The organism is Streptomyces sp. NPDC058751 (assembly GCF_042746485.1).
GTDB lineage: Bacteria > Actinomycetota > Actinomycetes > Streptomycetales > Streptomycetaceae > Streptomyces.
In genome coordinates this window covers 196,361-223,310 of sequence record NZ_JBHYPZ010000008.1, presented here as the reverse complement: position 1 = coordinate 223,310, position 26,950 = coordinate 196,361, and the positions used below count along the sequence as shown (strand labels likewise).

Annotated in this window: 24 protein-coding genes, 1 rRNA gene and 1 riboswitch; of the genes, 18 read left to right on the top strand and 7 right to left on the bottom strand. The window is 70.8% G+C overall.

The annotated features are described in order from the left end of the window. The 11 genes from rrf to ACFW6B_RS10925 all read left to right on the top strand — a co-directional run. Positions 1-84, top strand: a 5S ribosomal RNA gene (gene rrf, locus ACFW6B_RS10975); the annotation flags it as partial. A gap of 175 nt (positions 85-259) precedes the next feature. Beyond that, complete coding sequence (locus ACFW6B_RS10970; RefSeq protein WP_386594333.1) at positions 260-868, top strand: CDP-alcohol phosphatidyltransferase family protein; 609 nt, start codon at positions 260-262, stop codon at positions 866-868. A 116-nt stretch (positions 869-984) separates the two neighbouring features. After that, on the top strand, positions 985-3,480 hold the full coding sequence (locus tag ACFW6B_RS10965; RefSeq protein WP_386594330.1) for a sugar phosphate nucleotidyltransferase: 2,496 nt from the start codon (positions 985-987) through the stop codon (positions 3,478-3,480). Between the two features lie 98 nt (positions 3,481-3,578). After that, the gene (locus ACFW6B_RS10960) at positions 3,579-4,484 is read left to right on the top strand and encodes a DUF881 domain-containing protein (protein WP_386594328.1); all 906 of its coding nucleotides are present in this window, start codon (positions 3,579-3,581) and stop codon (positions 4,482-4,484) included. Next, positions 4,481-4,813, top strand: coding sequence for a small basic family protein (locus ACFW6B_RS10955; protein ID WP_003988855.1), 333 nt, complete (start codon positions 4,481-4,483; stop codon positions 4,811-4,813). Before ACFW6B_RS10960 ends, ACFW6B_RS10955 begins: the two co-directional genes overlap by 4 nt. A 5-nt stretch (positions 4,814-4,818) precedes the next feature. After that, positions 4,819-5,664: a DUF881 domain-containing protein gene (locus ACFW6B_RS10950; RefSeq protein ID WP_386594326.1), complete on the top strand. Its 846-nt coding sequence runs from the start codon at positions 4,819-4,821 to the stop codon at positions 5,662-5,664. A 61-nt stretch (positions 5,665-5,725) separates the two neighbouring features. Next, positions 5,726-6,682: an FHA domain-containing protein gene (locus ACFW6B_RS10945; RefSeq protein ID WP_386594324.1), complete on the top strand. Its 957-nt coding sequence runs from the start codon at positions 5,726-5,728 to the stop codon at positions 6,680-6,682. Positions 6,683-6,724: 42 nt separating this feature from the next. Then, positions 6,725-7,480, top strand: coding sequence for a MerR family transcriptional regulator (locus ACFW6B_RS10940; protein WP_386594322.1), 756 nt, complete (start codon positions 6,725-6,727; stop codon positions 7,478-7,480). An 86-nt stretch (positions 7,481-7,566) separates the two neighbouring features. Next, positions 7,567-8,040, top strand: a complete 474-nt coding sequence (locus ACFW6B_RS10935; protein WP_006123076.1) for a bifunctional nuclease family protein — start codon at positions 7,567-7,569, stop codon at positions 8,038-8,040. A 214-nt stretch (positions 8,041-8,254) separates the two neighbouring features. Beyond that, positions 8,255-8,929, top strand: a complete 675-nt coding sequence (locus tag ACFW6B_RS10930; protein ID WP_386594319.1) for a MerR family transcriptional regulator — start codon at positions 8,255-8,257, stop codon at positions 8,927-8,929. 69 nt (positions 8,930-8,998) lie between these two features. Further along, positions 8,999-10,708, top strand: a complete 1,710-nt coding sequence (locus ACFW6B_RS10925; RefSeq protein ID WP_386594317.1) for a DNA polymerase IV — start codon at positions 8,999-9,001, stop codon at positions 10,706-10,708. Positions 10,709-10,732: 24 nt separating this feature from the next. Here the strand turns inward: ACFW6B_RS10925 and ACFW6B_RS10920 are convergent, their stop codons facing one another. Then, positions 10,733-11,101, bottom strand: coding sequence for a PRC-barrel domain-containing protein (locus tag ACFW6B_RS10920; protein ID WP_386594315.1), 369 nt, complete (start codon positions 11,099-11,101; stop codon positions 10,733-10,735). Between the two features lie 112 nt (positions 11,102-11,213). Further along, a riboswitch (glycine riboswitch) is annotated at positions 11,214-11,309 on the top strand. Between the two features lie 178 nt (positions 11,310-11,487). Between ACFW6B_RS10920 and gcvP the strand changes: the two genes are divergently transcribed. Then, the gene (gcvP, locus tag ACFW6B_RS10915) at positions 11,488-14,373 is read left to right on the top strand and encodes an aminomethyl-transferring glycine dehydrogenase (RefSeq protein ID WP_386594313.1); all 2,886 of its coding nucleotides are present in this window, start codon (positions 11,488-11,490) and stop codon (positions 14,371-14,373) included. Positions 14,374-14,511: 138 nt separating this feature from the next. Here the strand turns inward: gcvP and ACFW6B_RS10910 are convergent, their stop codons facing one another. After that, positions 14,512-14,718 carry a DUF5999 family protein gene (locus tag ACFW6B_RS10910; protein WP_386594311.1) on the bottom strand — a complete coding sequence of 69 codons (207 nt, stop codon included), beginning with the start codon at positions 14,716-14,718 and terminating at the stop codon, positions 14,512-14,514. Positions 14,719-15,129: 411 nt separating this feature from the next. After that, positions 15,130-15,714, bottom strand: coding sequence for a hypothetical protein (locus tag ACFW6B_RS10905; protein WP_386594309.1), 585 nt, complete (start codon positions 15,712-15,714; stop codon positions 15,130-15,132). 535 nt (positions 15,715-16,249) lie between these two features. Between ACFW6B_RS10905 and ACFW6B_RS10900 the strand changes: the two genes are divergently transcribed. Then, complete coding sequence (locus ACFW6B_RS10900) at positions 16,250-17,767, top strand: glutamate--cysteine ligase (protein ID WP_386594307.1); 1,518 nt, start codon at positions 16,250-16,252, stop codon at positions 17,765-17,767. Between the two features lie 77 nt (positions 17,768-17,844). On the opposite strand, the gene ACFW6B_RS10895 is transcribed toward ACFW6B_RS10900, so the two are convergent. Beyond that, positions 17,845-19,611 carry a substrate-binding domain-containing protein gene (locus ACFW6B_RS10895; protein WP_386594305.1) on the bottom strand — a complete coding sequence of 589 codons (1,767 nt, stop codon included), beginning with the start codon at positions 19,609-19,611 and terminating at the stop codon, positions 17,845-17,847. A gap of 183 nt (positions 19,612-19,794) precedes the next feature. On the opposite strand from ACFW6B_RS10895, the gene ACFW6B_RS10890 reads away from it, so the two are divergent. Then, positions 19,795-20,592, top strand: a complete 798-nt coding sequence (locus ACFW6B_RS10890; protein WP_386594303.1) for a CPBP family intramembrane glutamic endopeptidase — start codon at positions 19,795-19,797, stop codon at positions 20,590-20,592. 118 nt (positions 20,593-20,710) lie between these two features. On the opposite strand, the gene ACFW6B_RS10885 is transcribed toward ACFW6B_RS10890, so the two are convergent. Beyond that, a complete protein-coding gene (locus ACFW6B_RS10885) occupies positions 20,711-21,520 on the bottom strand; it encodes a PhzF family phenazine biosynthesis protein (protein ID WP_386594301.1) in 810 nt (269 codons plus the stop codon). A 165-nt stretch (positions 21,521-21,685) separates the two neighbouring features. Here ACFW6B_RS10885 and ACFW6B_RS10880 point away from each other — a divergent pair, with 165 nt between their 5' ends. Continuing rightward, positions 21,686-22,354 carry a PadR family transcriptional regulator gene (locus ACFW6B_RS10880; RefSeq protein ID WP_386594299.1) on the top strand — a complete coding sequence of 223 codons (669 nt, stop codon included), beginning with the start codon at positions 21,686-21,688 and terminating at the stop codon, positions 22,352-22,354. A gap of 108 nt (positions 22,355-22,462) precedes the next feature. On the opposite strand, the gene ACFW6B_RS10875 is transcribed toward ACFW6B_RS10880, so the two are convergent. After that, entirely contained in the window at positions 22,463-22,891 is a 429-nt protein-coding gene (locus tag ACFW6B_RS10875) for an SRPBCC family protein (RefSeq protein WP_386594297.1), read from the bottom strand. A 311-nt stretch (positions 22,892-23,202) separates the two neighbouring features. Here ACFW6B_RS10875 and ACFW6B_RS10870 point away from each other — a divergent pair, with 311 nt between their 5' ends. From ACFW6B_RS10870 to ACFW6B_RS10860, 3 genes are all read left to right on the top strand, one after another. Further along, the gene (locus ACFW6B_RS10870) at positions 23,203-23,748 is read left to right on the top strand and encodes a Clp protease N-terminal domain-containing protein (RefSeq protein ID WP_386594295.1); all 546 of its coding nucleotides are present in this window, start codon (positions 23,203-23,205) and stop codon (positions 23,746-23,748) included. 97 nt (positions 23,749-23,845) lie between these two features. Continuing rightward, the gene (locus tag ACFW6B_RS10865; protein ID WP_386594292.1) at positions 23,846-24,856 is read left to right on the top strand and encodes a DMT family transporter; all 1,011 of its coding nucleotides are present in this window, start codon (positions 23,846-23,848) and stop codon (positions 24,854-24,856) included. Positions 24,857-25,058: 202 nt separating this feature from the next. Beyond that, positions 25,059-26,087, top strand: a complete 1,029-nt coding sequence (locus ACFW6B_RS10860) for a DMT family transporter (protein ID WP_386594290.1) — start codon at positions 25,059-25,061, stop codon at positions 26,085-26,087. Between the two features lie 148 nt (positions 26,088-26,235). Here ACFW6B_RS10860 and ACFW6B_RS10855 read toward each other — a convergent pair whose 3' ends face one another. Beyond that, a complete protein-coding gene (locus ACFW6B_RS10855) occupies positions 26,236-26,937 on the bottom strand; it encodes a pyridoxamine 5'-phosphate oxidase family protein (protein WP_386594288.1) in 702 nt (233 codons plus the stop codon). Between the last annotated feature and the right edge of the window lie 13 nt (positions 26,938-26,950).

Sequence of the window (26,950 nt, the reverse complement as noted above, 5' to 3'; positions counted from 1 at the left end):
TACATTCCGAACCCGGAAGCTAAGCCTCACAGCGCCGATGGTACTGCAGGGGGGACCCTGTGGGAGAGTAGGACGCCGCCGAACAAATTTTAGAGCTCCGGCTCTCGGGATTTTCCCGAGAGCCGGAGCTTTTTTGTTTTTTCCTGCGGATCCTCCGGAGAGCAATCTCCGTTGCTGCCTCCCCCTCTGCGCTGTGATGCCGAGGCTGCGGGTAAGGTCAGGGGGCATCGTTGGCTCGTTCCCCACAGGAGGCCCCCGGGTGGAGGTCCAGGAGACCCGCGTTCAGACGGACCGGGTCCTCACCATCCCGAACATCCTCAGCATGGCGCGCCTCGCCGGCGTACCCCTCTTCCTGTGGTTGATCCTCAGGCCGGAGTTCGGCGGTCCCAACAGCGACGGCTGGGCGTTGCTCGTCCTCATGCTGAGCGGTATCAGCGACTATCTGGACGGCAAGCTCGCCCGGCGCTGGAACCAGATCAGCAACCTCGGCCGACTGCTGGATCCCGCGGCCGACAGGCTCTACATTCTGTCGACACTCGTCGGACTCACCTGGCGCGAGATTCTTCCGATCTGGCTCACGGCGGCCCTTCTCGCGCGCGACCTGGTTCTGCTGGTGATGGTGTGGATCCTCCGGCGCCACGGCTATCCGCCCCCGCAGGTGAACTTCCTCGGGAAGGCGGCCACCTTCAACCTGATGTACGCCTTCCCGTTGCTGCTGCTCAGTGACGCGAGCGGTTGGATCGCGACACTCGGCGCTATTTTCGGATGGGCGTTCGCCGGGTGGGGTACAACCCTCTACTGGTGGGCAGGAGTCCTCTACGTGGTGCAGGTCCGCCGGTTGATCCGGGCGGACACCATGACCGATTGAGCTCGGCCCGATTGGGTGGCAGTGGTGCCCCGATGGCCCCCGCTCTAAATCTGCGGGACAATCAGGACGGGTGAAGTCGGCTGTACCGTCGTCTCTTCAAGGAGGACGCTTCCGACATGAAGGCCGTCGTGATGGCCGGAGGCGAAGGCACGCGCCTTCGCCCGATGACCTCGAGCATGCCCAAGCCGCTCCTGCCCGTGGCGAACCGCCCGATCATGGAGCACGTGCTCAGGCTGCTGAAAAGGCATGGGCTCAACGAAACCGTCGTCACTGTCCAATTCCTGGCCTCGCTGGTCAAGAACTACTTCGGTGACGGCGAAGAGCTCGGCATGGAGCTCACCTATGCCAATGAGGAGAAGCCACTCGGTACTGCCGGCAGCGTCAAGAACGCCGAGGAGGCGTTGAAGGACGACGCTTTCCTCGTCATCTCCGGTGATGCCCTTACCGACTTCGACCTCACCGAACTCATCAACTTCCACAAGGAAAAGGGTGCCCTCGTCACCGTTTGTCTGACGCGTGTTCCCAATCCTCTGGAATTCGGCATCACCATCGTCGACGAGGAAGGCAAGGTCGAACGCTTCCTGGAGAAGCCGACCTGGGGGCAGGTCTTCTCGGACACGGTGAACACGGGCATCTATGTCATGGAGCCCGAGGTCTTCGACTACGTCGAGGCAGATGTATCCGTCGACTGGTCCGGCGATGTCTTCCCCCAGCTGATGAAGGAAGGCAAGCCCGTCTACGGCTACATCGCCGAGGGCTACTGGGAGGACGTCGGTACCCACGAGAGCTATGTGAAGGCCCAGGCCGACGTCCTGGAGGGCAAGGTCGACGTCGAACTCGACGGGTTCGAGATCTCCCCGGGCGTATGGGTGGCCGAGGGCGCGGAGGTGCACCCCGACGCGGTGCTGCGCGGTCCGCTCTACATCGGTGACTACGCCAAGGTCGAGGCGAACGCCGAGATCAGAGAGCACACCGTCGTCGGCTCCAACGTCGTCGTCAAGAGCGGTGCCTTCCTGCACCGGGCCGTCGTGCACGACAACGTGTACATCGGGCAGCACAGCAATCTGCGCGGCTGTGTGGTCGGAAAGAACACCGACATCATGCGGGCCTCCCGCATCGAGGACGGCGCCGTGATCGGCGACGAGTGTCTCGTCGGTGAAGAATCGATCATTCAGGGCAACGTCCGCGTCTACCCGTTCAAGACCATCGAGGCCGGCGCCTTCGTCAACACCTCGGTGATCTGGGAGTCGCGCGGCCAGGCCCACCTGTTCGGCGCTCGTGGCGTCTCCGGGATCCTGAACGTCGAGATCACCCCGGAGCTTGCCGTGCGTCTGGCGGGTGCCTACGCGACGACCCTCAAGAAGGGCTCCACCGTCACCACGGCCCGCGACCACTCCCGAGGCGCTCGCGCGCTGAAGCGGGCGGTGATCTCGGCGTTGCAGGCCAGCGCCATCGACGTACGCGACCTGGAGAACGTACCGCTGCCCGTGGCCCGGCAGCAGACGGCCCGGGGCAGTGCCGGCGGGATCATGATCCGCACGACACCCGGGGTGCCCGACTCCGTCGACATCATGTTCTTCGACGGGCAGGGTGCCGACCTGTCGCAGGGCGGCCAGCGGAAGCTCGACCGGGTGTTCGCGCGGCAGGAGTACCGGCGCGCCTTCCCCGGTGAGATCGGGGACCTGCACTTCCCCGCCAGTGTCTTCGACTCGTACACGGGATCGCTGCTGCGCAACGTCGACACCACCGGGATCGCGGACTCCGGGCTGAAGGTGGTCGTCGACGCCTCCAACGGCAGTGCCGGACTGGTGCTGCCCAGTCTGCTGGGCAAGCTCGGTGTGGACTCCCTGACCATCAATCCCGGCCTCGACGAGTCCAGGCCCACCGAGACGGCGGAGACCCGGCGGGCCGGTCTGGTGCGGCTGGGCGAGATCGTCGCCTCCGCGCGGGCCGCGTTCGGCGTGCGCTTCGACCCGGTGGGCGAGCGGCTCTCGCTCGTCGACGAGAAGGGGCGGATCGTCGAGGACGACCGGGCCCTGCTCGTGATGCTCGACCTGGTGGCCGCGGAGCGGCGCAGCGGGCGGGTGGCGCTGCCGGTGACGACCACACGGATCGCCGAACAGGTGGCGGCGTACCACGGCACGCAGGTGGAGTGGACGGCCACGTCGCCGGACGACCTGACCAGGGTCGGCCGTGAGGAGTCGACGATCTTCGGCGGCGACGCGCGCGGCGGCTTCATCATTCCCGAGTTCAGCGGTGTCTTCGACGGCGCGGCAGCCTTCGTACGGCTCATCGGTCTGGTGGCGCGGACACAGCTCACGCTCAGCCAGATCGACGCCCGGATTCCGCGGGCACACGTGCTCAAGCGGGATCTCGCGACTCCGTGGGCGGTGAAGGGGCTGGTGATGCGCCGGGTCGTGGAGGAGGCGGGAGACCGCTTCGTGGACACGACGGACGGCGTCCGGGTCGTGGAGGCGGACGGGCGCTGGGTGATGGTGCTGCCGGATCCCGCCGAGGCCGTCACCCATCTGTGGGCGGAAGGGCCGGACGACGCCTCCGCCGAGGCACTGCTCGACGAGTGGGCGGCCGTCGTGGACAGCGCCGGCCGCTGAAACACTCTTCACCCGTACGTGTCGGACAAGTGCCCCCAAGGGGGCCTGTCCGGCACGTTGGTGGGGCCATTCGGTGGTAGTACCCGCGACGTGCGACGATGTGCGGCATGCCGCAGCAGCCCCCCGTTCGGAGCAGCGCTCCGCGCCCCTCGCGCCCGGACGCCTCCATGTCGCTGCTCAACAACGTCATGGACCACAGCCTTGATGAGGGGTACGCCGAAGCGGCGGCCCGCAGGCAGGCCGAGGGTGCCGGTGGTCTGCCGAAGACGCTCCGGTCCAAGCTGGGTCTCGCCGCGGGTCTGGTGCTCGCCGCGCTCGTGGTCACGGTGGGGGCGGCGAACGCCCGGATCGCGGCGCCCGTCGTGGCCAAGGAGCGCCAGGAGCTCATCGACCGCATCGAGCGCGAGACGAGGGCTGCGGACAAGCTGGAGAGCGGCGTCGACACCCTGCGCGCCGACGTGAGCGCACGCCAGCGCGCGGCGCTGAAGAAGGACGGCGACGAGCAGGCCGACCTCGTGAGCGTCCTGTCCGGTGCCACCGACGTGCACGGACCGGGTGTGAAGCTGGTCGTCGACGACGCCAAGGACGCGAGCGCGGGCGGCGACGGCACCAATCCGCGGGAGACCTCGGGATTCTCCGACACCGGACGGGTGCGGGACCGTGACATGCAGCGCGTGGTCAACGGCCTGTGGGAGTCGGGGGCCGAGGCCATCTCCATCAATGGACAGCGGCTGACCGCCCTGTCGGCCATCAGGGCCGCGGGTGACGCGATACTGGTCGACAACAAACCGCTGGTGCCGCCGTACACGGTGCTCGCGGTGGGGGACGGCCAAAGGCTCAGCACCAGGTTCCAGAACAGCGCCGACGGGCTGTATCTGCATGCCCTGCAGGAGAACTACGGCATCAGGACCGCCGTCTCCGTCGAGGAGGACGTCCGGTTGTCCGCCGCACCGAGTGTGATCGTACGTACAGCAGAGCCGAGCACAGAGAAGGGCACACCGTGATCGCCGTACTGGGCCTCGTCGTGGGAGTCGTGGCTGGACTGTTGGTCCGGCCCGAGGTTCCGGCGGTCGTCGAGCCTTACCTTCCGATCGCCGTCGTGGCGGCACTCGACGCCGTGTTCGGCGGTCTGCGCGCGATGCTCGACGGCATCTTCGACGACAAGGTCTTCGTGGTCTCGTTCCTGTCGAACGTGGTCGTCGCCGCGCTGATCGTTTTCCTGGGTGACAAGTTGGGCGTGGGCGCCCAGCTGTCCACGGGTGTCGTGGTCGTCCTCGGCATCCGGATCTTCTCCAACGCCGCGGCCATCCGTCGGCACGTGTTCCGGGCGTGAGGCCGATGAGCAACGAGAACGACGCCGAGGCCCCCGAGAGCCCGCTGCGCAGAGAGCTGCCGGAAGAGGTCCCCACGGCCGTGGAGGAGCCCGAGCCGCAGGTGGCCGAGGAGAGTGGCGTGCCGCCGCTGTCCGGCCGTCAGAGACTGGTCGACGGGCTGTGGCCGCCGCGGGTGTCGCGTGCCCAACTCATCGTCGCCCTGCTGCTGTTCGGCCTCGGGTTCGGCCTGGCCGTCCAGGTCGCGTCCAACAGCGACGGCGACAGCGCGCTGCGCGGGGCGCGTCAGGAAGATCTCGTGCGCATTCTCGATGAACTCGACAGCCGCACTCAGCGTCTTGAGGACGAGAAGCAGGGTCTCGAGGACCAGCGCACCGAGCTCGAGAACAGCTCGGACCAGGCCGAGGAGGCCCGCAAGCAGACGGTCGAGAGGGAGAGGCAACTCGGCATTCTGGCGGGCACCGTGGCCGCTCAGGGGCCCGGCATCACGTTGACGATCGACGACACGAAGGGGACGGTCAAGGCGGACATGCTGCTCGACGCCGTCCAGGAGCTGCGCGCCGCCGGTGCCGAGGCGATCCAGGTGAACGGCGTGCGCGTGGTCGCCAGTACGTATCTGTCCGACTCCGGAAGCGGAGTGAAGGTCGACGGGAACAAGATCACCCAGCCTTATCGTTTCAAGGTCATCGGCAAGCCGCAGGACCTGGAGCCGGCGCTGAACATTCCGGGAGGCGTGGTGCAGACACTGGAGAAGGAGCAGGCCACCGTCACGGTGGACCGTTCGACGAAGATCGTCGTAGATGCCTTGCGACCGGCGGAGCGGCCTGACTACGCTCGGTCGTCCTCCCGGTGAACGGCGGTCGGACGGCGGCCGTCGGGGGAGGACAGCAGGTTGCGGGGGGTCGGCGCACCGAATGGGTGGTGCGTGGTGGAAACTGTCTGGTGGATACGGACGTTGTGAGGATGTCCGGGTCGACCGGTGTGTTCAATCAGGGTTCGTCCTGCCCCACGGGCGGGTCTGTTTCGGTCAAGGGGAATCGCCCGTGAAGTTGTTTGCGAAGTTGTTCGGCAAGAGCACGCGAGAGGACAGCGGCGACAGCGCGGCTGCCCGTCATCGTGCACCGCGTCAAGGGGACGCGGAGGCCCAGGGCGGCGACCGCCCGCTGTTCCGGGACCAGGTCGCAGGTCCCGGTGGTCAGGGCGCGTCGTCTGTTGACCCTGGCCAGCCCGGCCGCATAGGTTTCGGAGAACCGTCAGCCTCAAGCGCGGGTGGAGGGTTCGCCTCCGATCCGTATGCGTCCCATGCCCCTGGTGGGCAGCCGCGGCAGGAGGATCCGTCCATGTCGGCCCAGGTGTGTACGAGGTGCGGGAACCGCAACGCGGAGAACAGCCGGTTCTGTTCCAACTGCGGTGCGCCGCTGCGGGGTGTACCGGAGCGTCCGTCGGAGACGACGTCCACGATCTCCATCTCCGGCATCGAGGCCTACGACGCCGAGGTGACGGGTCAGACGCCGTCGCCGATGCTCTCCCCGGAGGCGCAGGCGGCCGTCGACGCGCTGCCGGTCGGTTCCGCGCTCCTGGTGGTGCGCCGGGGCCCCAATTCGGGCAGCCGCTTCCTGCTGGACGGTGAGCTGACCACGGCCGGGCGTCACCCGCAGAGCGACATCTTCCTCGACGACGTGACGGTGTCGCGCCGGCACGTGGAGTTCCGTCGCGTCGAGGACGGTACGTTCACGGTCGCCGACGTCGGCAGCCTGAACGGCACGTACGTCAACCGGGAACGGATCGACCAGGTCCCTCTGTCGAACGGTGACGAGGTGCAGATCGGTAAGTACCGGCTGGTGTTCTACGCGAGCCAGCGGGGCATCTGACCCTCCCCCAACTCCGTCCGGGGGGACACCGAGGGATTGTCCATGCTTCAAACACCGAGCGGCGGTGCCGGCAGTGGTACCGCCGCCGCGGACAGTGGGCTGATGAGCATCGGCGCGGTGCTGAGTCTGCTGCGCGACGAGTTCCCCGAAGTCACCATCTCCAAGATCAGGTTTCTGGAGTCGGAGGGACTCGTCGAGCCCCGGCGGACCCCGTCGGGGTATCGCAAGTTCAGCGCGGACGATGTCGAGCGCCTCGGCCACGTCCTGAGGATGCAGCGGGACCACTACCTCCCGCTGAAGGTGATCCGTGAGCATCTGGACGCCATGGCGCGCGGTGAACAGGTGCGTCTGCCCTCCATGGCCCGCCAGCGCGACACGGGCGGGCAGGAACCCCTCGGAGAGCTCTACGGCGAGCCCGAGGGGCCCACGGTGGCCCGGGTGGGCCGCGAGGAGCTGCTGGCCGCCGCCGAGATCGGTGAGCAACAGCTCCAGGAGTGGGAGTCGTACGGACTGATCGGGCCCTTGCCCGACGGTGTCTACGACGCGGAGGCGGTGACCGTTGCCGCGCTCGTCGTCGAGCTGGGCCGCTTCGGGATCGAACCGCGCCATCTGCGGGCGATGAAGGCGGCGGCGGAGCGCGACGCGGGACTGGTGGACCAGGTGGTCGCCCCTCTGCGGCGTCACCGCAATCCACAGACACGGGCGCACGCCGAAGCCCGTACGAAGGAGCTCGCGGGCCTCACGGTGAAGCTGCACGCGGCGCTCGTGCAGACCGCGCTGGGTGTGCGTCTGCGCTGATCGGCGCCACCGGCGCAGGTCGTGGATCGGCCACCCGTTCTGTGCCCGACTACCCAAACGTCCCGGGCACGGCCTAGGGTTGCTGTGTGAACGAGCTCGATGTCGTAGGTGTCCGGGTCGAAATGCCCTCCAACCAACCGATCGTGCTTCTGCGTGAAGTGGGAGGCGACCGTTACCTCCCCATCTGGATCGGACCGGGGGAGGCGACGGCGATCGCCTTCGCCCAGCAGGGCATGGCTCCCGCCCGACCGCTGACCCACGACCTGTTCAAGGACGTGCTGGAGGCTGTCGGCCAGGAGCTCACCGAAGTGCGCATCACCGACCTGCGCGAGGGCGTCTTCTACGCCGAGCTCGTCTTCGCCAGCGGGGTCGAGGTCAGTGCCAGGCCGTCCGACGCCATAGCGCTCGCGCTGCGCACCGGAACGCCCATCTACGGCAGCGACGGGGTGCTCGACGACGCCGGGATCGCGATCCCGGACGAGCAGGAGGACGAGGTGGAGAAGTTCCGCGAGTTCCTCGACCAGATCTCGCCCGAGGACTTCGGCACCAACAGTCAGTGAGCCGGCCGGGTGGGCCTCTCCGGGGGCATTTGCCCGCGGCGAGTGTGGTGTGCCGCGGCCCGCGCCGAGAGCATTCGGCTAGCCTTTCCCCGCGGTAGGGCACGGGAAACCACTCTTAGGGTGATTATCACTCGGCGTGCCGAGTGTGGCGATCGTTGACGCGCCCCTGGTGACTGCCTACCGTCGAGAAGGCAGGTCAAGGACGGAGGTCGGCGTGAGAAGCAGCGGCGACGGTACGGCTGGGGGTGCTCCCGGACACGGTCCGGGAGGGAGCGGCCCGTACCCTCCCCCAAGCTCTCGGCTCGGCTCGAGCAGGGGGCGTCCCCATCACGGCAGCGCGGCCGATCACGTTCCGCTGCGGTCGGCAGCAGTGCCCGACGGGGGAGAGACGGCTCCCGAGGAGGTCGGTTACCGGGGGCCCACGGCGTGTGCCGCCGCGGGCATCACCTACCGGCAGCTCGACTACTGGGCGCGGACCGGACTGGTCGAGCCCAGCGTGCGTCCCGCCTACGGTTCGGGGACGCAGCGCCTCTACAGCTTCCGGGACGTAGTGGTCCTGAAGATCGTCAAGCGGTTCCTCGACACCGGGGTGTCGCTGCAGAACATCCGCACCACGGTCCAGCACCTCAGGGAGCGCGGTTTCCAGGACCTGGAGCGCATGACGCTCATGAGCGACGGCGCGACCGTCTACGAGTGCACCTCGCCGGACGAGGTCCACGCGCTGCTGCAGGGCGGCCAGGGCGTCTTCGGCATCGCCGTGGGCGTGGTGTGGCGGGACGTCGAGGGCGCCTTGTCCCAGCTGCACGGAGAGCGCGTGGACACCGGCGAAACGCTCCTCGCGCACAATCCCGCCGACGAACTGGCGCGCAGGCGCAACCGTGCGGTGTGAGCGGCGTGCGATGACGCGGTGCCCCGACGCGCCGGGGCACTGTCAGTGGCGTAGGGCAGCATCGGAGATGTGAGAACCGCGCCCACGATCCTGCATCTCGACATGGACGCCTTCTTCGCCTCGGCGGAGCAGGCGTCCAAGCCGAGTCTGCGCGGGAAGGCCGTCGTCGTGGGCGGCCTGGGGCCCCGTGGAGTCGTCGCCACCGCCTCGTACGAGGCGCGCGTCTTCGGGGTGAACTCCGCGATGCCCATGGCCCAGGCCCGCAGGCGCGCGCCGAACGCCGCCTATCTCGTGCCGCGCTTCGGGCTGTACCGAGCGGTCAGCGAGCAGGTGATGGGGCTGCTGCGGGCTCTGTCGCCGCTGGTGGAGCCGCTGAGCCTGGACGAGGCGTTCGTGGACCTGGAGGCGGGCGGGGCGGCGTGGGACGAGACGTCGGCGCGGCTGGCCGGTACCAGACTGCGCGCGGACATCCGGGCCCTCACGGGGCTCACGGGATCGGTGGGGCTGGCCGCCTCCAAGATGCTGGCGAAGATCGCCTCGGAGCAGGCCAAGCCCGACGGTCTCGTCCTGATCGACCCGGGCACCGAGCGCGCGCTGCTGGGGCCGATGCCGGTGCGGACCCTGCCGGGCGTGGGGCCGGCCACCGGTGACCATCTGCGCAGGGCCGGCATCACCACCGTGGAGGAGCTCGCCGAGGCGGGCGAGGACGAGCTCGTACGGCTGCTGGGGAAGGCGCACGGGCACGCGCTGTTCGCGATGGCGCTGGCCCACGACGAGCGGCCCGTGGTGGCCGAGCGGGAGACCAAGTCGGTGTCGGTCGAGGACACGTACGACGTGGACATCCACGACCGGGTCCGGGTGGGTCTTGAGGTGCAGCGGCTGGCGGACCGGTGTGTGCGGCGGCTGCGCGGGGCCGGGCTGTCGGGGCGGACCATAGTGCTGAAGGTCCGCCGGTACGACTTCTCGACGCTGACCCGGTCCGAGACGCTGCGGGGACCCACGGACGACCCCGGCGTCGTCCGGGAGGCCGCCGCCCGGTTGCTGGAGGGCGTGGACACGACCGGTGGCGTCCGGCTGTTGGGGGTCGGCGTCTCCGGGCTCGCCGACTACACGCAGGAGGACCTGTTCGCGCAGGCACAGGCCGCTGCCGCGGGGGAGGCGGTGGCCGAGGAGCACGTCGAGGACGAGCCGTCGGAGGTGGCCGCCGTCGCCGAGGGGGAGACGCGGGCGGAGCGGCGGTGGCCCTCCGGGCACGACGTGCGCCATGCCGAGTTCGGGCACGGCTGGGTGCAGGGGAGCGGGCTGGGGCGGGTCACGGTGCGGTTCGAGACGCCCTACTCCGGGCCGGGCCGGGTGCGGACCTTCCGGACGGACGATCCGCGGCTCGAACCGGCCGACCCGCTGCCTCTGGTGGAGCGAGGACCCGAGGACGGCGGCGGGCCGCCGGCCGGTCCCGGGGCATCGGGGGCGGGGGCGCAGGAACCCGGATTGTCCGCTCCGAACCCCGGGCCGCCCGTCCCGGAACCCGGGACACCCGTTCTGGAGCCAGGGGCGTCCGTCCCGGCCCTCTGGCGGCCTGCGCCGGAGCCCGGGACGCCCGCCCCGGAATCAGGCGCGCGGAGTCCGGCGGTGTCGGCTCGGGAAGCGGGGACGCGTGGTCCGCGGCCGCCCGGCCCGGCGGACGGGACCCGGAGCCCCCGGCAGCCGGTTCCGGAGGCCGGGACGCGGGGTTCCGGGCCCTCCGTCTCGGGTGCGGGGGCGCTGGGCCCTGGTTCGTAGGGCGGGGCGGGACGGTTCTGCGGGTCAGGGATCCTCCGAGCCCGCGAGGCGGCCGAAGTCACGGTCCGGCGGGGGAGGGGACGCGACGTCGAGGCCGTAGTGGTGGTAGAGCTGGAGTTCCTGTTCGGGGGAGAGGTGGCGCCCGACACCGAAGTCCGGGGCATCCTTGATCAGGGCCCGGTCGAAGGGGATGCGCAGGGTCCCCTCGACGATCTCGCTGGGCTCCAGGGGCACGAAGGCGTCCCTGCTGAACAGGCCCGTGCGTATGGCCGCCCACTCGGGGACCCCGGTCGCGTCGTCGAGGTAGACCTCGTCGATCGTGCCGATCTTGGTGCCGTTGCTGTCGAACGCCTTGCGGCCGATCAGGTTGCGCGGATCGATGTCGGTCTGCACGGTCCCTCCAGTGGTCGCAAACTCATCCGTAAGTACTACAAAAGAGCACATCTGTGAAGGCGGCCACTCGAGCTCACCTCCAGTCGCCGCTGGTACGCTGGCAAACGGCTGCTGATCCCGTGCGGGAGAGTCCTCCGGATTTCACCGGGGGCGCCGAAGGAGCAAATCCTCCCCGGAATCTCTCAGGCTCACGTACCGCACGGACGAGGTCACTCTGGAAAGCAGGGCGGGTGTCGATGGCCTCCGCTCTCACCGACGGTGAAAACCGGATCGTCCGATCGACCATCCGGTGAAGCTCTCAGGTTGAGATGACAGAGGGGGAGGCCGTCGGGGTACCCGTGCCGGGGTGCCCCTCGAAGGTCGCGTCAGACCAGGAGGCCTCCGCCATGACCGCCCCTCGCATTCCGCTCTCCGAGCTCGAACAGGGAATCCCCTTCGAGCAGCGCCACATCGGACCCGACTCCGAAGCACGGGCCAAGATGCTCGCGCAGGTCGGATACGCCTCGCTCGACGAGCTGACGGCCGCCGCGGTGCCGGACGTGATCAAGAACGTCGAGGCCCTGAAGCTGCCGGCCGCGCGCACCGAGGCCGAGGTACTGGCCGAGCTCCGCTCCCTCGCGGACCGCAACCAGGTGCTCGGCTCGATGATCGGCCTCGGCTACTACGGGACCTTCACGCCGCCGGTGATCCTGCGCAACGTCATGGAGAACCCGTCCTGGTACACCGCGTACACGCCGTACCAGCCGGAGATCTCGCAGGGTCGTCTCGAGGCGCTGCTGAACTTCCAGACCGTCGTCGCCGAGCTGTCCGGGCTGCCGACCTCCGGAGCCTCCCTCCTCGACGAGGGCACCGCCGCCGCCGAGGCCATGGCGCTGTCCCGCCGCATGGGCAAGAACAAGAAGGGCCTCTTCCTGGTCGACGCGGACGCGCTGCCGCAGACCATCGCCGTCATAGAGACGCGTGCCGAGCCGACCGGCGTCGAGATCGTCGTCGCCGACCTCTCCGAGGGCATCCCGGCCGACCTCGCCGGGCGCGAGATCAACGGCGTGCTGATCCAGTACCCGGGCGCCTCCGGTGCCGTACGCGACATCAAGCCGATCGTCGAGCAGGCGCACGAGCTGGGCGCGGTCGTCACCGTCGCCGCCGACCTGCTCGCCCTGACCCTGCTGACCTCGCCCGGCGAGCTCGGCGCGGACATCGCGGTCGGTACGACGCAGCGCTTCGGCGTGCCGATGGGCTTCGGCGGTCCGCACGCCGGTTACATGGCGGTCCGCGAGAAGTTCGCGCGCAGCCTCCCCGGCCGACTGGTCGGCGTGTCCGTGGACGCCGACGGGCACAAGGCGTACCGCCTCGCCCTGCAGACGCGTGAGCAGCACATCCGCCGGGAGAAGGCGACCAGCAACATCTGCACCGCCCAGGTGCTGCTCGCCGTCATGGCCGGCATGTACGCCGTCTACCACGGTCCCGACGGCCTGCGGATCATCGCCCGGCGTACCCACCGCTACGCCACGGTCCTGGCCGGCGGACTCACCGCCGGCGGCGTCGAGGTCGTGCACGGCGCGTACTTCGACACGCTCACCGTGCGGGTGCCCGGCCGTGCCGCCGAGATCGTGGCCGCCGCCCGCGACCACGGTGTCAACCTCCACCCCGTCGACGCCGACCACGTGTCGATCTCCTGCGACGAGACGACCACGCGCGAGCAGCTCGCCGCCGTGTGGACCGCGTTCGGTGTCGAGGGTGACGTCGAGGCGCTGGACGCGAGTGCCGAGGACACCCTGCCGGCCGCGCTGCTGCGCACCGACGCGTACCTCACGCACCCCGTGTTCCACGAGCACCGCTCCGAGACCGCGATGCTGCGCTACCTGCGCAAGCTCTCCGACCGCGACTACGCGCTCGACCGCGGCATGATCCCGCTGGGCTCCTGCACCATGAAGCTCAACGCGACCACGGAGATGGAGCCGGTCACCTGGCCCGAGTTCGGCCAGATGCACCCCTTCGCGCCCGCCGACCAGGCGCGGGGCTATCTGAAGCTCATCCACGAGCTGGAGGACCAGCTCGCCGAGGTCACCGGCTACGACAAGGTGTCGCTCCAGCCCAACGCCGGTTCGCAGGGCGAGCTGGCCGGTCTGCTGGCGGTCCGCGGCTACCACCGCGCCAACGGCGACGACCAGCGCACCGTCTGCCTCATCCCGTCCTCCGCGCACGGCACCAACGCCGCCAGCGCCGTGATGGCCGGCATGAAGGTCGTCGTCGTGAAGACGGCGGACGACGGCGAGATCGACGTCGTGGACCTGCGCGCCAAGATCGAGCAGTACCGCGACGAGCTGTCGGTGCTGATGATCACGTACCCCTCGACGCACGGTGTGTTCGAGGAGCACGTCGCCGACATCTGCGCCCAGGTGCACGAGGCCGGCGGCCAGGTCTACGTCGACGGCGCCAACCTCAACGCGCTGGTGGGCCTCGCCAAGCCGGGTCACTTCGGCGGCGACGTCTCGCACCTGAACCTGCACAAGACCTTCTGCATCCCGCACGGCGGCGGCGGCCCCGGCGTCGGCCCGGTCGCCGTGCGCGCGCACCTGGCGCCGTACCTGCCGAACCACCCGCTCCAGCCCGAGGCCGGTCCCGCGACCGGTGTCGGCCCGATCTCGGCCGCTCCCTGGGGCTCCGCGGGCATCCTGCCCATCTCCTGGTCGTACGTCCGGCTGATGGGCGGCGAGGGCCTCAAGCGCGCCACGCAGGTGGCCGTGCTCTCCGCCAACTACATCGCCAAGCGCCTTGAGCCGCACTACCCGGTGCTGTACACCGGCCCCGCCGGCCTGGTCGCGCACGAGTGCATCATCGACCTGCGCCCGCTCACCAAGGCGACCGGCGTGAGCGTCGACGACATCGCCAAGCGTCTGATCGACTACGGCTTCCACGCGCCGACGATGTCGTTCCCGGTGGCCGGCACGCTGATGATCGAGCCCACCGAGTCCGAGGACCTGGGCGAGCTCGACCGGTTCTGCGACGCGATGATCGCGATCCGGGCGGAGATCGAGAAGGTCGCCGACGGCGAGTGGCCGGTGGACGACAACCCGCTGCGCGGGGCGCCGCACACGGCCGCCGCGCTCGGCGGTGCCTGGGAGCACCCGTACAGCCGCGATGTGGCCGTCTTCCCGGCCGGTGTCTCGGCCGCCGACAAGTACTGGCCGCCGGTGCGCCGCATCGACCAGGCGTACGGCGACCGGAACCTCGTGTGCTCCTGCCCGCCGCTGGACGCCTACGAGGACTGATCGGCGCTCGGCACGCGGACGCGCACGAGGAGTGATCGTCCTCGGACATGCGTCGGGGCCGGTTCGGAGAGCACGTCTCCGGGCCGGCCCCTCGTGTGTCTGGGCGGCCTGTCGGGGCCGCCCGGGGTCGTGCGCGGCTCAGGCGGCCGTCATCACCTGCGTGCCGCCCAGCGGGCGGTGCGGGGCGATGATCTGGCCGTCCGGCAGGAGCTCACCGGTGTCCTCGAAGAGCAGAACGCCGTTGCACAGCAGGCTCCACCCCTGCTCCGGGTGATGCGCCACGAGGCGGGCGGACTCCCGGTCGGCTGATTCGGCTGAGGGACACAGTGGCTGGTGCTGGCACATGGATGGGATCTTTCGCTGGGTCGAGAGGTGAGTGGTCGCTGTGCTGTCTGTCTTGCGGCTCGAAGTACTCATTGCCGCCCCCCGTTGGTGTGTGGTCCGGAACCCAGTGTTGCCCCACGGGCGCCGATCCGCAGGGATTTGAGGGCACCGCTTCTCACAGGTTGATGACGCATCACCCGTGCGGAGGGTTCACCCCAACTGCGCTGTCCTTTCGGGTGGTTCGGGGTGGTCGGATCGGGCTAGTCAGATCGGTCGCGGAGCATGTTCTTCCTCGTACGAGCGGTCATCGGCCCTAACGAGCGAGACCCTCTCGGGGTTCGTGGCAGCGGTGTGCCCCGCGGCAGGTCTACCCGTGCGGGGCACGGCCGCGGGGCACGGACGCTCGGGGCGGGCCCCGTTCGGGGCCGGGGCTCAGGCGGGTGAGATGAGGAGCGGCGCGGGGGTGACCCGGTGGGTGAGGACCGGCAGGAGTTCGGTGACGAGGTAGGGCCGGTGCGCGGCGATGCCGGGCGGGGCGGGTGCGAGCGGGACCAGCAGGTCGGTGGCGGCCGGATGCCCGGTGGCGCCGTCGGCGGCGCAGTCGCCGTGCAGCCAGAGCGTCAGCATGTACAGCTCCGGAACGGACAACAGCCTTGCCTGGTAAGGCTGTTGCAGGGCCTCGGCCTGCCGCAGGGCGCGCTCGGTGGCGGTGACGTAGGGGCCTTCGAAGAAGTGCGAGAAGGCCCAGCCGTCCGGGGTCAGCATGGTGTCGGCGGCGGCCACCGCGCGGTCGCCGCTGCGGATGAGGAAGCGCCACCCGGCGAGCCGGGTGGCGGAGGCACCCGCGGGGGTGATGCGATCCAGGACGTGGACGGGCAGCGGGAGTTCGGGGGTGACGGGTCCCTGGGCCAGGCGCAGGGACGGGGTGCGGGCTTCGCGGACAGCGGTGGGGGAACCGAGTGCCGTGAGGACGGTGCGCAGGGCGGGCGCGGGAGCCAGGGGTACGTGCAGCGGCATGGTGGGTCGCCTCTCATTCGACAGGCACAGTGGCGCGAGGGCGGGGGCGGACGGCGCTGTCAGCTCTCGGGTCAGAGGTGGCGAGGGGTCTGGATCCGCCGACAGGATGTCGCCTGCCGCCGTGACGGCAGGACCTAGGACCGCGAGCGCCGACTCTCTGCCTCGGTAGTGGAGTTTATACGACACGTGTTCAGACGGTGTTTCGTCTAGTCGTGCCGAATTAGAGGAACAAGTCGATATCCGGTCGGCGAAATGCGGGATTCATCCCGGTTCTGCGCGATCGAATCGCGGTGACCTCGGAATACTTCGCCCGAGCGGTCGGCCGATTCTCGTCGGCGTTTTTCACGAGATCATCCCGGCCGACAAACTTGCTGAATGCTCCATGCCCCGTGAATGTGCCCGGGGCCGATGTCCACACTAGCGGTCGAAGAGCGCGCGCGGGGCGTTATGGATCGTGTTGCCTGGGCATCATCCCCCGTGACCCGGGACGCCAGGGCCGGAACGTCGGCCTGCCCATCCGAGGAGGGACGCTTCGATGGGGGAGAAGGTCGTGGCAGGGCCGTTCGGCCTGTCTGATCGGCAGCGGCACCGCGACAAGCTCCGACAGTGCCTGACGGGGCTGGAGCGACTGCTGGAGGAGAAGCGGTTCGACCGCCCGAAGAACCTGATGGGCCTGGAGATCGAATTGAATCTCGCGGGGCCCGACGGCATGCCCAGAATGATGAACGGGCAAGTACTCGAAAGGATTGCGAGCCGTGACTTCCAGACGGAACTGGCCATGTTCAACCTGGAAGTCAACATCGCCCCGCACCGATTGGGCGGCCGGGTATTCGACCGGCTGGCCGAGGAGATCCGTACCTCGCTCGCCTATGCCCACCGGAAAGCCAGCGAGGTCGACGCCGGAATCATCATGATCGGTATTCTGCCGACGCTCGGCCAGGACGATCTGGTGTCCTCCAACCTGTCGGAGGTCGACCGCTACACGCTGCTCAACGATCAGATCGTGGCCGCGCGCGGAGAGGACTTCGAACTCGACATCGACGGGGTGGAGCGCCTGGTCTGCAGGACGGCGTCCATCGTGCCCGAAGCCGCCTGCACCTCCGTGCAGTTGCACCTCCAGGTCACCCCGGGCATGTTCGCGGACGTGTGGAACGCGGCACAGGCCGTCGTGGCCCCGCAGATCGCGATCGGCGCCAACTCGCCCTTCCTGTTCGGGCGCGAGCTGTGGCGGGAGTCGAGGCCCCCGCTCTTCCTGCAGTCCACCGACACCCGGCCGCCGGAGCTGCAGGCCCAGGGGGTCCGGCCGCGCACCTGGTTCGGCGAACGGTGGGTCACCTCGGCGTACGACCTCTTCGAGGAGAACCTGAGGTTCTTCCCGCCGCTGCTGCCCATCTGCGACGAGGAGGACCCGCTCGCCGTCCTCGACGCCGGTGGCGTGCCCAGACTCGCCGAACTGGTGCTGCACAACGGCACGGTGTACCGCTGGAACCGGCCCGTGTACGGCATCGCCGACGGCGTCCCGCACCTGCGCGTCGAGAACCGGGTGCTGCCGGCGGGACCGACCGTCACCGACGTCATCGCCAACGCGGCCTTCTACTACGGCCTGGTCCGCGCGCTCGCCGAGGAGCAGCGTCCGGTGTGGACCCGGATGTCCTTCGAGGCGGCCGCCGCCAACTTCGACGCGGCCTGCCGGTACGGCATCGACGCGCGTCTCGAGTGGCCGCGGCGCGGCCGCTACGGCGGGACCGCCCAGGTGGACGCCGTGAACCTGGTGCGCGACGAGTTGCTGCCGCTGGCCGCCGCGGGCCTGGACGCCTGGGGCGTCGAGCCCGCCGACCGGGACCTCTACCTGGGCGTGATCGAGGACCGGTGCCGACTGCGCGTCAACGGCGCGACCTGGCAGGCGGCCACCTTCCACAGGGCCCTGGAGAAAGGACTCGGCCGCGAGGCCGCGCTGGCCGCGACGACACGGCGCTACGGCGAGCTGATGCACATCGGCGACCCCGTGCACACCTGGCCGGTCGGACTGCCGGAACCGGTCCCGCTGGGGTGACGCGGAGCGCGTACGGGCGGTCCGGGCGTACCGGAGGCGGGCGCGCGGTCGTCCGGGCCGCCCCCGCGCGGTCGTGGTCAGCCGGGGCTGCCCGCTCCGGCCGCCGTGATCGCCTTGAGCATCGCCGCGTGGATCTGTGAGGGCTCGTTGACCCGCTGGCCGGAACCGCCGGTCGCCCTGGCGATCTGGTCGACCTCCCGCCGGTCGCTGTCGGGGCCCACGGCGATGGCGATCAGCGGTACCGGGCGCTCCGGGTCGGCCAGCTTCTGCAGCTCGGCGACGAGAGCGGACCGGGAGATGCTGCCGGGGTCACGGTTGACCCCGTCCGTGAGGACGACCAGCGCGTTGAACCGGCCCTTCGCGTAGGAGGCGACCGCCTCCTTGTACGCGGCGAGCGTGGTGTCGTACAGACCGGTCTCTCCGTGCGGCTCCGGCTTCAGGGCCTTGAAGGCGGCGGTCAGCTTCGCGCGCTGGCCGCCCTTCTTCCTCCCGTCCCCGAGCCGCCCGGTCGGCACGAGGACGCGGTAGTCCTTGTCGCCGTCGAGCTTCGTGGAGAACTTCCACAGCCCGATCTCGTCCTCGGCGGTGAAGGTGGCGAGCGCCTGCAGCAGGGACTCCTTGGTGACGTCCATACGGGACCGGCCGTCGTCCGGCAGCGTCACGCCCATGGAGGAGGAGGCGTCGACGACCGTGGTGATCCGGGCGCTCTCCACGGTGATCGTCCACATGCCGAGGGCCTCCTGGACCGTGCCCTTCGACACGGAGTCGGTCAGGACGCTCGTGTACGGCTGCGGGGACCGTCCGCCGGCCTCTGCCACGAGCGTGGCCGACGGGCTCTCCGCGTCCGTGCGGAACCCGAAGATCCGAAGGAACTGCTGGGGTGCCGGCTCTCCGAGCAGGGTCATGAACCGCAGGGCCGCACGGCCCTCGTCGGTGCTCAGCCGCGGCTCGTCGACCAGCGTGTACGGGTAGTCGAGCAGCGGCGAGCCGTCCTCGGGATAGAAGAGGTCGAGGTCCTGACCGCTGTCCTGGGCCCTGTTGTGCGCGAACGCCGCCTGCTCGGAGAGGATCAGCGCCTGGTTGCGGCCGGCGTCGGTCCGCCCGGTGCCCGAGCCCTCGCGGGGCAGGGTGCCGAAGAGCTCGGTGCCGCTGTCGGACGTGCGGTGGGAGAGGGTCTCGGCCATGGCCGCCGCCCGGACGTCACCGTCCTTCACGGCGGAGGCGGCCGCGCCGATCCTGGCCAGCGCCAGCAGTCCCGTCGAGCTGCGGGCCGGATCGACCGCGCCCAGCCCGAGCTTCTTGGCCCGCATCGTGTCCCCGGCCAGCTCGGTCCAGGTGTACGTCTTCGAGGGCCAGCCCAGTTTCCTGGCGGCCGACGGGACGACGGCGACACCGACGGGGGAAGAGGCGACGTTGCCGAGGCTGGTGACCTGTGTGGCGGCACTGGTGTCGGCGACCCGCTCCACCCAGGCGTCGGAGTCCGGAACCCACACCTGCGCCCCCGGTTTCCTGCCCGCCTTGAGTGCGGCGGCCACCTCGTACGACTCGCGCGCGATCACGCCGACGTCGAGACAGCGGCCGTCGGAGGCGACGTTCTTCTCGCGGGCGTCACGGGCGACGGCCCGGAGCGCGGGCGCGATGTCCGGCGAGGCGGCCACCTCGATGTGCACGACGTCGTCGCAGGAGCTCTCGAAGGAGAACAGGCCCCCGCGGACCGCGGCGACCGTGCCTCCGACGAGGGTGAGGACGAGTGCCGTCGCGAGGGCGGTGTTGCGGCGGCGTGCGCGGATCCGGGGGTCGGCGGAGCCCGCCCGTCGCGTGTCGGGCAAGCTGTGACGTCCCATGACGGTGAGGTCCTCCAGGGTGAGCCTGATCGGTGGGACAGCCGTAGAACAGGAGAAGGGGGACGTTCGCCCCGTACGGTGCCCGCCCCCGACGGCCTGTCGCGCACGATCTTCGTAACTTCTTTCGAGACCCTAGCGGGGCGGGGACGGGGACGCGGCGGGAATACCCAACTGGAGGCGGGAGTGCAGGTGGAGGCGGGATCGGTGGCCGGTTCTTTTCCGGGGGAGAGGCCGACCCCACGGATTCTCCGGGACGAGACACTGCTCGTCCTGGCGCTGTCGCTCGGCGCGAGCGGGGTGTCCGCGCTGATCAGTTTCGTCGGGTCGGTCACGAAACCCGGCGGGCTCAAGGACCAGGCGGCCACCCTCAACGCCTCGGCGGCGCCGGGCCGTCCCTGGCTCGACCTGGCCTGGCAGCTCTTCGGCATCGCGTCCGCCCTGGTGCCGGTCGCGCTCGTCGCGCACCTGCTGATGCGTGAGGGCCAGGGGATGCGCGTGATCGGTTTCGACCGTACGCGTCCCTGGCCTGACCTCGGGCGCGGTGCCCTGGTCGCGGCGGTGATCGGCAGCACGGGGATCGCGTTCTACCTGGCGGCACGCGCCTTCGGCGCCAACCTCACGGTGGTGCCCGAGGCGTTGCCCGACGTCTGGTGGAAGTTCCCGGTGCTGATCCTCTCGGCCGTGCAGAACGCCGTGCTGGAGGAGGTCATCGTCGTCGGGTATCTGCTGCGCAGACTCGGGCAGTTGGGCTGGACACCGGGGACGGCGCTGATGGCGAGCGCGGTGCTGCGCGGCTCCTACCACCTCTACCAGGGCATCGGCGGATTCATCGGCAACATGGTGATGGGCGTGGTCTTCGTCTACCTGTACCGGCGTTGGGGCCGGGTCGGGCCGCTCGTGGCCGCGCACTCGCTGCTCGACATCGGCGCCTTCGTGGGGTACGCGCTGTTCGCCGAGAAGCTGGGCTTCCCGATGGCATGAGGGGTGGTCGCGGAGGCTGAGCGACGGCAGGCGAAAGGGGCGTACGAGATGGTCGTACGCCCCTTTCCCGTGCCGCCGCGCGCGTGCGGGGCGCGCCGCGCCGGACCCGGTGGGTGCGCTACACGAGCAGGTCGCCCTCGATGACCGTCACCGCGTGGCCCGAGAGCAGGGTGCGGTCGCCGCGCACCTCTGTGCGGACCAGGCCGGAGCGCGGGGAAGCCTGCAGGCCAGTGAGGGCGGGACGGCCCAGGCGCTTCGACCAGAAGGGGGCCAGGGCCGTGTGGGCGCTGCCGGTGACCGGGTCCTCGTCGATGCCGACGTTCGGGAAGAAGCAGCGCGAGACGAAGTCGTAGCCCCGCGAGGGGTCTTCGGCGCGGGCGGTCGCGATGATGCCGCGCTCGGAGTGGCGGGCGAGAGCCCTGTGATCCGGGGTGAGGGCGCGGACCGTCTTCTCGTCGGCGACTTCGACCAGCAGGTCACCGGTGTTCGGGCCGGTGTCGAGGGCGCTGAGCGGCTCGGCGCCCAGTGCCGCGGCGACACCGTCGGGGATCTCCACCGGGGTGAGGGGCGCGGTCGGGAAGTCGAGGGTGATGGAGCCGTCGGCCTCGGGGGTGGCGGTGAGGACACCGCTGCGCGTGGCGAAGCGCACCGGGCCCTGATGGGCGCCGGTGGTGGCGAGGACGTGCGCCGTCGCGAGGGTCGCGTGTCCGCACAGGGCGACCTCGGTGGCGGGGGTGAACCAGCGCAGCGCCCAGTCGGCCTCGCCCCCCTCCGGAAGACGGTGGGCGAACGCCGTCTCCGCGTGGTTGACCTCCGTGGCCACGTTCTGGAGCCAGGCGTCGCCGGGGAAGGAGTCGAGGAGCAGGACCCCTGCCGGGTTGCCGGCGAAAGGGCGGTCGGTGAAGGCGTCGACGATACGAATGCGCATGCCGCCGACGTTAACGGCCCCGGCCGGCCGCAGGCCAAGGCCAATCCGATGGGTCTGGCCCCTTGCCGGTGCGGGCCACCCCTTCGGCCGAGGGTTGTCACGCGAACTGTTCCGATATATCGTTGACGCATCGCGACCGATCAACGATGGAATGGAGTGATGGTGATGCGTTCCCGTGGAGAAGACTTCGGACACGAGCACGGACACGGACGTGGACACCGCGGCGGACCCGGACCTCGGGGTCGGGGCGGCTTCGAGGGGCTGCGGGGGGCTTTCGGGCCCTTCGGGCCGGGTGGTCCCGGCTTCGGCGGACCCGGCGGACCCGGCTTCGGCGGTCCGGGCTTCGGTCCGGGCCCCTGGGGCGGGCGCGGCGGCCGGGGCGGGTCCCGGGGAAGGGCGCGGCGCGGCGACGTGCGCGCGTCGATCCTCGCCCTGCTCAGGGACCGGCCCATGCACGGTTACGAGATGATCCAGGAGATCGCCGAGCGTAGCGGCGGGGCGTGGAAGCCCAGCCCGGGTTCGGTGTACCCGACCCTTCAGATGCTGGAGGACGAGGGCCTGATCGCCAGTGAGGCCGAGGGCGGCAAGAAGCTGTTCTCGCTCACCGAGTCCGGCCGCACCGCGGCCGAGGAGGGTCCCGACGCGCCGTGGGAAGAGGCCGGGCGAGGGGTCGACTGGGAGACGCTGCACGAGATCCGGCAGGCCGGCTTCGGCCTCATGGAGGCCTTCGGCCAGGTTTGGAAGACCGGCAGCAAGGGCCAGCGCGACAAGGCGCTGGCGGTCGTCAACGAAGCCCGCAAGAAGCTGTACCTGATCCTCGCCGAAGAGGACTGACGGCGTGCTGTGGTACCTGCCGGCGCCCCGGGGAAGTGTTTCCGCGGGGCGCCTGTCCGTCTACGGAGCGCCGGGCGCCGCTTCGCGCGTCGAGCGGACGCGCGGGACTCAGGCCACCAGTCCGGCCAGTTTGCGCAGTGACTCGTCGAGGGCGGCGGTCGCCGAGTCCTTGAGCTTGCCGGCCATCAGCGAGACGGCCGCGCCCGTGAACTCCCCCTCGATCCGCACCGAGGTGGCGTCGCCGTCGGGGGTGAGCGTGTAGCGCGTGGAGACCATCACCGACATCGGGCCCTTGCCGCGGATGGCCAGGGTACGGCCGGGGTCCAGTTCCTCGATGGTCCAGGTGACCTCGGCCGGGAAGCCCATGAGCTTCATGTTCTCCGCGAAGGTGCCGCCCACTTCGAGCCTTTCCGGGCCGCCCTGCGGGAAGTTGGTGTGCGTCGCGTTCCACTCGCCGTAGGCGGACCAGTCCGTCAGCCGGTCCCAGAGCTTCTCGGCGGGCGCCTCGATCCGTGCTTCCGCGCTGACTTCGGCCATGCGACCACCCCTTCGTGTCGGGCGCTGCGCCCGGCGCAGCTACGGTGTCGCGGAACGTAGCTCCAGGCCCTGGAACATTCAATACTGATGAACCGTCAGGAATTGTGGAGGGGGCGACCGGTCCCGCACCGCGGCGGACGCGCGGGGAGCGCGGAACGGGTGGGGCAAGGCGGCGCGCGCTTCGGAGGGAGAACGGCGCGAAGTCATCCGTGAGGAGGAGGATCCGCCCCCGCGCGCCCACCCTGTGTCGGACCCGAAGATGGTGCCTGCCGCGGATGCCCCGGAGCCGCGTGGCTGATGGAGTGGAGGCTGTGCCGCCCCGTATTCCCCAGCAGTCCGCCGCCGCGAGCGGACCGAAGCGCGCCGGCGCCGAGGCCGGACTCGGCGCGGAACTGGCCCCGGTGGTCTCCGGCGCGCGCAGGAGAGCGCTGCGGGACGGGGACCGGCAGGTCGACACGGCTCATCTGCTGCACTCCCTGCTGGAGTCCGATCCCGAGGTGCGCGCCGCCTTCGGGGACGGGCCGCAGCTCGCCCGGCTGCTCGGCTACCTCGTGCAGCGCAGCATCGGATACGGGCTCCGCTGGCAGGGCTCCGTCGAGGACCGGGGCGCCGGACCGGTGGCGGCCGGGCGGAGCTGGTCCCCGCCGGCGGCGGACGCCATGGGGGAGGCGTACGAGCGTGCGGTGCTGCGCGGCGACGAGCGCGCCCGGGGCCTCGATCTGCTCGCGGCGCTCGTCGCCGACCCCCGGTCGCGGGCCGTCGAGGTCCTCGTGCGGGCCGGTGTCGACCTCCCGCGGCTGCGGGAGCGCGTCGGGAGCGGCCCCGGGGAGCGCGTCGGCCGGGGGGACACGGGCTGACCGGGGTCCGCGAGCACCGTGCGGGAGCCCGGTCCGGAGTCCAGTCACCGAGACAGGTGTCTTCGGGGGTGACGGTCATGTCGTCGCCTGTCATCATGTGCCGGTGCACACGTCTCGGAGCAGTCAGGACAACCACGGGAGAGGCCTCGGTCTGGGCCTGGCGCTCGTGTCGGCCGTCGCCTTCGGCGGATCGGGTGTCGCGGCCAAGCCGCTGATCGAGGCAGGACTCGACCCCCTCCACGTGGTGTGGCTGCGGGTCGCCGGTGCCGCCCTCGTCATGCTGCCGCTCGCCGTGCGCCACCGGGCGCTGGTCAGGCGGCGCCCCGCACTGCTCGCCGGATTCGGGCTCCTCGGCGTGGCCGGTGTCCAGGCCTGCTACTTCGCCGCGATATCCCGTGTCCCCGTCGGCGTCGCCCTCCTCGTGGAGTACCTGGCCCCCGCGCTGGTCCTCGGCTGGGTGCGCTTCGTGCAGCGCCGGCCCGTCACCCGGGCCGCCGCCCTCGGGGTCGTCCTCGCGGTCGGCGGACTCGCCTGCGTGGTGGAAGTGTGGTCGGGGCTCGGCTTCGACGCCGTCGGACTGCTCCTCGCGCTGGGCGCCGCCTGCTGCCAGGTCGGCTACTTCGTCCTGTCCGACCAGGGCAGCGACGCGGGCGACGAGGCACCCGACCCGCTGGGCGTGATCGCGTACGGGCTCCTCGTCGGCACCCTCGTGCTGACCGCGGTCGCGCGCCCCTGGACCATGCGCTGGTCCGTTCTCGGGCACGGCGCGGACATGAACGGGACGTCCGTACCCGCCGTGCTGCTCCTCGGCTGGATCGTCCTCGTCGCCACCGTCGCCGCCTACGCCACCGGGGTCCTCTCCGTGCGCAGGCTCTCCCCGCAGGTCGCGGGCGTGGTGGCGTGTCTCGAAGCGGTGATCGCGACGGTCCTGGCGTGGGTGCTGCTGGGCGAACACCTCTCGGCGCCCCAGATCGCCGGCGGCGCGGTGGTCCTGCTGGGCGCCTTCATCGCGCAGTCGTCCGCCCCGGCGAAACCCCCGCGGGAGCCGGTCGCGAGCGGGACGAACGACGCCGGAAGAGAGTTGTCGGCCCACGGAACGGCGGTCTAAGGTGCGGATCATGCCTGCGACGCTCGTTCTTCCGCCTCCGGCCGCCTGAGGCGGGCGTACCGGAACACCGCCCGGCTCCGTGCCGGGCGGAACGGCGCTGCCCGCAGAAGAAGTCCGAGGACCTTCCGCACGCCCCCGCCCCCGTGGCACGGGCTGCGACGCGGTCCCTTCCCGAACTTCTGCGGATCTGCGGAGAGAACACGTGTCGAACAACGCTGTCGGCCTGCCCGTCGGGCGAGGCCTGCTCTATCTGATCGTCGCCGGTGTCGCCTGGGGCACCGCGGGCGCCGCCGCGTCCCTGGTCTACCGGGCCAGTGACATGGGGCCGGTCGCCCTCTCCTTCTGGCGCTGCGCGGGCGGCCTCGCCCTGCTGCTCGCCGCGCGCCCGCGCCGTGGCCCGCGCCCCGGCCGGCGCTTCGGCTCCGGCCGGGGCGGGGACGGCGGCCGCAGGGACGACGGGGGCGGGGAGCGCCCCGTGGTGCGGGAGCCCCTCGGCCGCACGGCGCTGCGGATCGGTCTGATCGGCCTCGGGCTGGCCCTCTTCCAGACCGCCTACTTCGCCGCCGTCGAGGCGACCGGTCTCGCGGTCGCGACCGTCGTCACCCTGGGGGCGGGGCCCGTCCTCATCGCGGTCGGCGCCCGGCTGAGCATGGGCGAGCGGCTCGGCCTGGGCGGGGGTGCCGCCGTCGTCGGGGCGCTGACCGGACTCGGCGTGCTGGTTCTGGGCGGCGGGGACGCCACCGTGCGGCCCTGGGGCGTCCTGCTCGCGGTGCTCTCCGCGGCCGGCTACTCCGCGATGACGCTGCTCACCCGGTGGTGGGGGCGCGACGGCCGCGTCGACGGGGCGAGCACGACGGTGTGGGCGTTCGCCGTCACCACCGTGTGCCTGCTGCCGCTCGGGCTCGCCGAGGGGCTGGTCCCGCACACCGGCCGGCCCGTCCATCTGCTGACGCTGCTGGTGTTCATCGCGGCCGTCCCCACGGCACTCGCCTACGCGCTCTTCTTCGCCGGTGCCGCGGTCGTCCGCTCCGCCACCGTGTCCGTGGTCATGCTCCTGGAGCCGGTCTGCGCCGCCGTGCTGGCCGTCGGCCTGCTCGGCGAGCGGCTCACCGCGGCGACACTCGTCGGCACCCTGCTGATGCTCGGCTCGGTCGCCGGACTCGCGGTGGCGGAGGCGCGCGCGGCGGGAGCCGAACGGGTCGCGGCACCCGAGGAGCCCCTCCTCGTGTGACGCTCCACGGGCTCAGGGCTCAGGGCTCAGGGCTCAGGGGTGAGGCCGGGGCCGGTACCGGTTCCAGTGGGGCCGGTACCGGCCCCGGCCCGGTCCGAGAGGGTGGGCCGGGGGCCGGCTCAGTCCCCGTGGTGACCGGCCCCGGCGCTCACAGGGCCTTCAGGTAGCCGGGCAGTTCGACGCCCGGCGCCAGGTCGTCGGCCGGGACCGGGGTGCCGTGTCCCCGGGTCAGCGGGACCACGCCGGTCCAGTGGGGGAGGGAGAGGTCCTCGGGCTCGTCGTTCGGGCCGCCGGTGCGCAGCTTGGCGGAGACCTCGTCGAGGTCCAGGCTGATCACGGCCGTGGCGGCGAGTTCCTTGGCGTTGGCGGGGCGGGAGTCGGCGGAGCGGCCGGGAACGACCTGGTCGACCAGCGCGTCCAGCGCGATGCGCCGCTCCTCGGGGTCCGTCACCTGGTGGGCGGTGCCGTGCACGACCACGGAGCGGTAGTTGATCGAGTGGTGGAACGCCGAGCGGGCCAGCACCAGTCCGTCGACATGGGTCACGGTCAGGCAGACGGCCAGCCCGGGATCGGCCTGGCCGGCCATCCGCAGCGGCCGCGAACCCGTCGACCCGTGTACGTAGAGCCGCTCGCCGACCCGCGCGTACAGCGTGGGCAGGACGACCGGAGCGCCGTCGCGGACGAACCCGAGATGGCAGAGATACCCCTCGTCGAGTATCGCGTGCACCTGTTCCCGGTCGTACGCGGCGCGCTCCTTGGAACGGGTGGGGACAGTGCGGTCGGTCGGGGTGTAGGCGGCGGGCGCCGTCGCCCTCGGCCGGGTGCTCGTCTCCGACATTGCCATCTCCATTGCACTAGTGCAT

What these genes read in the sequence shown, in the direction of transcription:
- ACFW6B_RS10950 (WP_386594326.1), top strand. Translation starts at nt 4,819, where the DNA reads ATGAGCAACGAGAACGACGCCGAGGCCCCCGAGAGCCCGCTGCGCAGA.
- ACFW6B_RS10880 (WP_386594299.1), top strand. Translation starts at nt 21,686, where the DNA reads ATGCGTTCCCGTGGAGAAGACTTCGGACACGAGCACGGACACGGACGT.
- ACFW6B_RS10900 (WP_386594307.1), top strand. Translation starts at nt 16,250, where the DNA reads ATGGGGGAGAAGGTCGTGGCAGGGCCGTTCGGCCTGTCTGATCGGCAG.
- ACFW6B_RS10910 (WP_386594311.1), bottom strand. Translation starts at nt 14,718, where the DNA reads ATGTGCCAGCACCAGCCACTGTGTCCCTCAGCCGAATCAGCCGACCGG.
- ACFW6B_RS10940 (WP_386594322.1), top strand. Translation starts at nt 6,725, where the DNA reads ATGCTTCAAACACCGAGCGGCGGTGCCGGCAGTGGTACCGCCGCCGCG.
- ACFW6B_RS10965 (WP_386594330.1), top strand. Translation starts at nt 985, where the DNA reads ATGAAGGCCGTCGTGATGGCCGGAGGCGAAGGCACGCGCCTTCGCCCG.
- ACFW6B_RS10875 (WP_386594297.1), bottom strand. Translation starts at nt 22,891, where the DNA reads ATGGCCGAAGTCAGCGCGGAAGCACGGATCGAGGCGCCCGCCGAGAAG.
- ACFW6B_RS10855 (WP_386594288.1), bottom strand. Translation starts at nt 26,937, where the DNA reads ATGGAGATGGCAATGTCGGAGACGAGCACCCGGCCGAGGGCGACGGCG.
- gcvP (WP_386594313.1), top strand. Translation starts at nt 11,488, where the DNA reads ATGACCGCCCCTCGCATTCCGCTCTCCGAGCTCGAACAGGGAATCCCC.
- ACFW6B_RS10960 (WP_386594328.1), top strand. Translation starts at nt 3,579, where the DNA reads ATGTGCGGCATGCCGCAGCAGCCCCCCGTTCGGAGCAGCGCTCCGCGC.
- ACFW6B_RS10885 (WP_386594301.1), bottom strand. Translation starts at nt 21,520, where the DNA reads ATGCGCATTCGTATCGTCGACGCCTTCACCGACCGCCCTTTCGCCGGC.
- ACFW6B_RS10895 (WP_386594305.1), bottom strand. Translation starts at nt 19,611, where the DNA reads ATGGGACGTCACAGCTTGCCCGACACGCGACGGGCGGGCTCCGCCGAC.
- ACFW6B_RS10945 (WP_386594324.1), top strand. Translation starts at nt 5,726, where the DNA reads ATGGGTGGTGCGTGGTGGAAACTGTCTGGTGGATACGGACGTTGTGAG.
- ACFW6B_RS10905 (WP_386594309.1), bottom strand. Translation starts at nt 15,714, where the DNA reads ATGCCGCTGCACGTACCCCTGGCTCCCGCGCCCGCCCTGCGCACCGTC.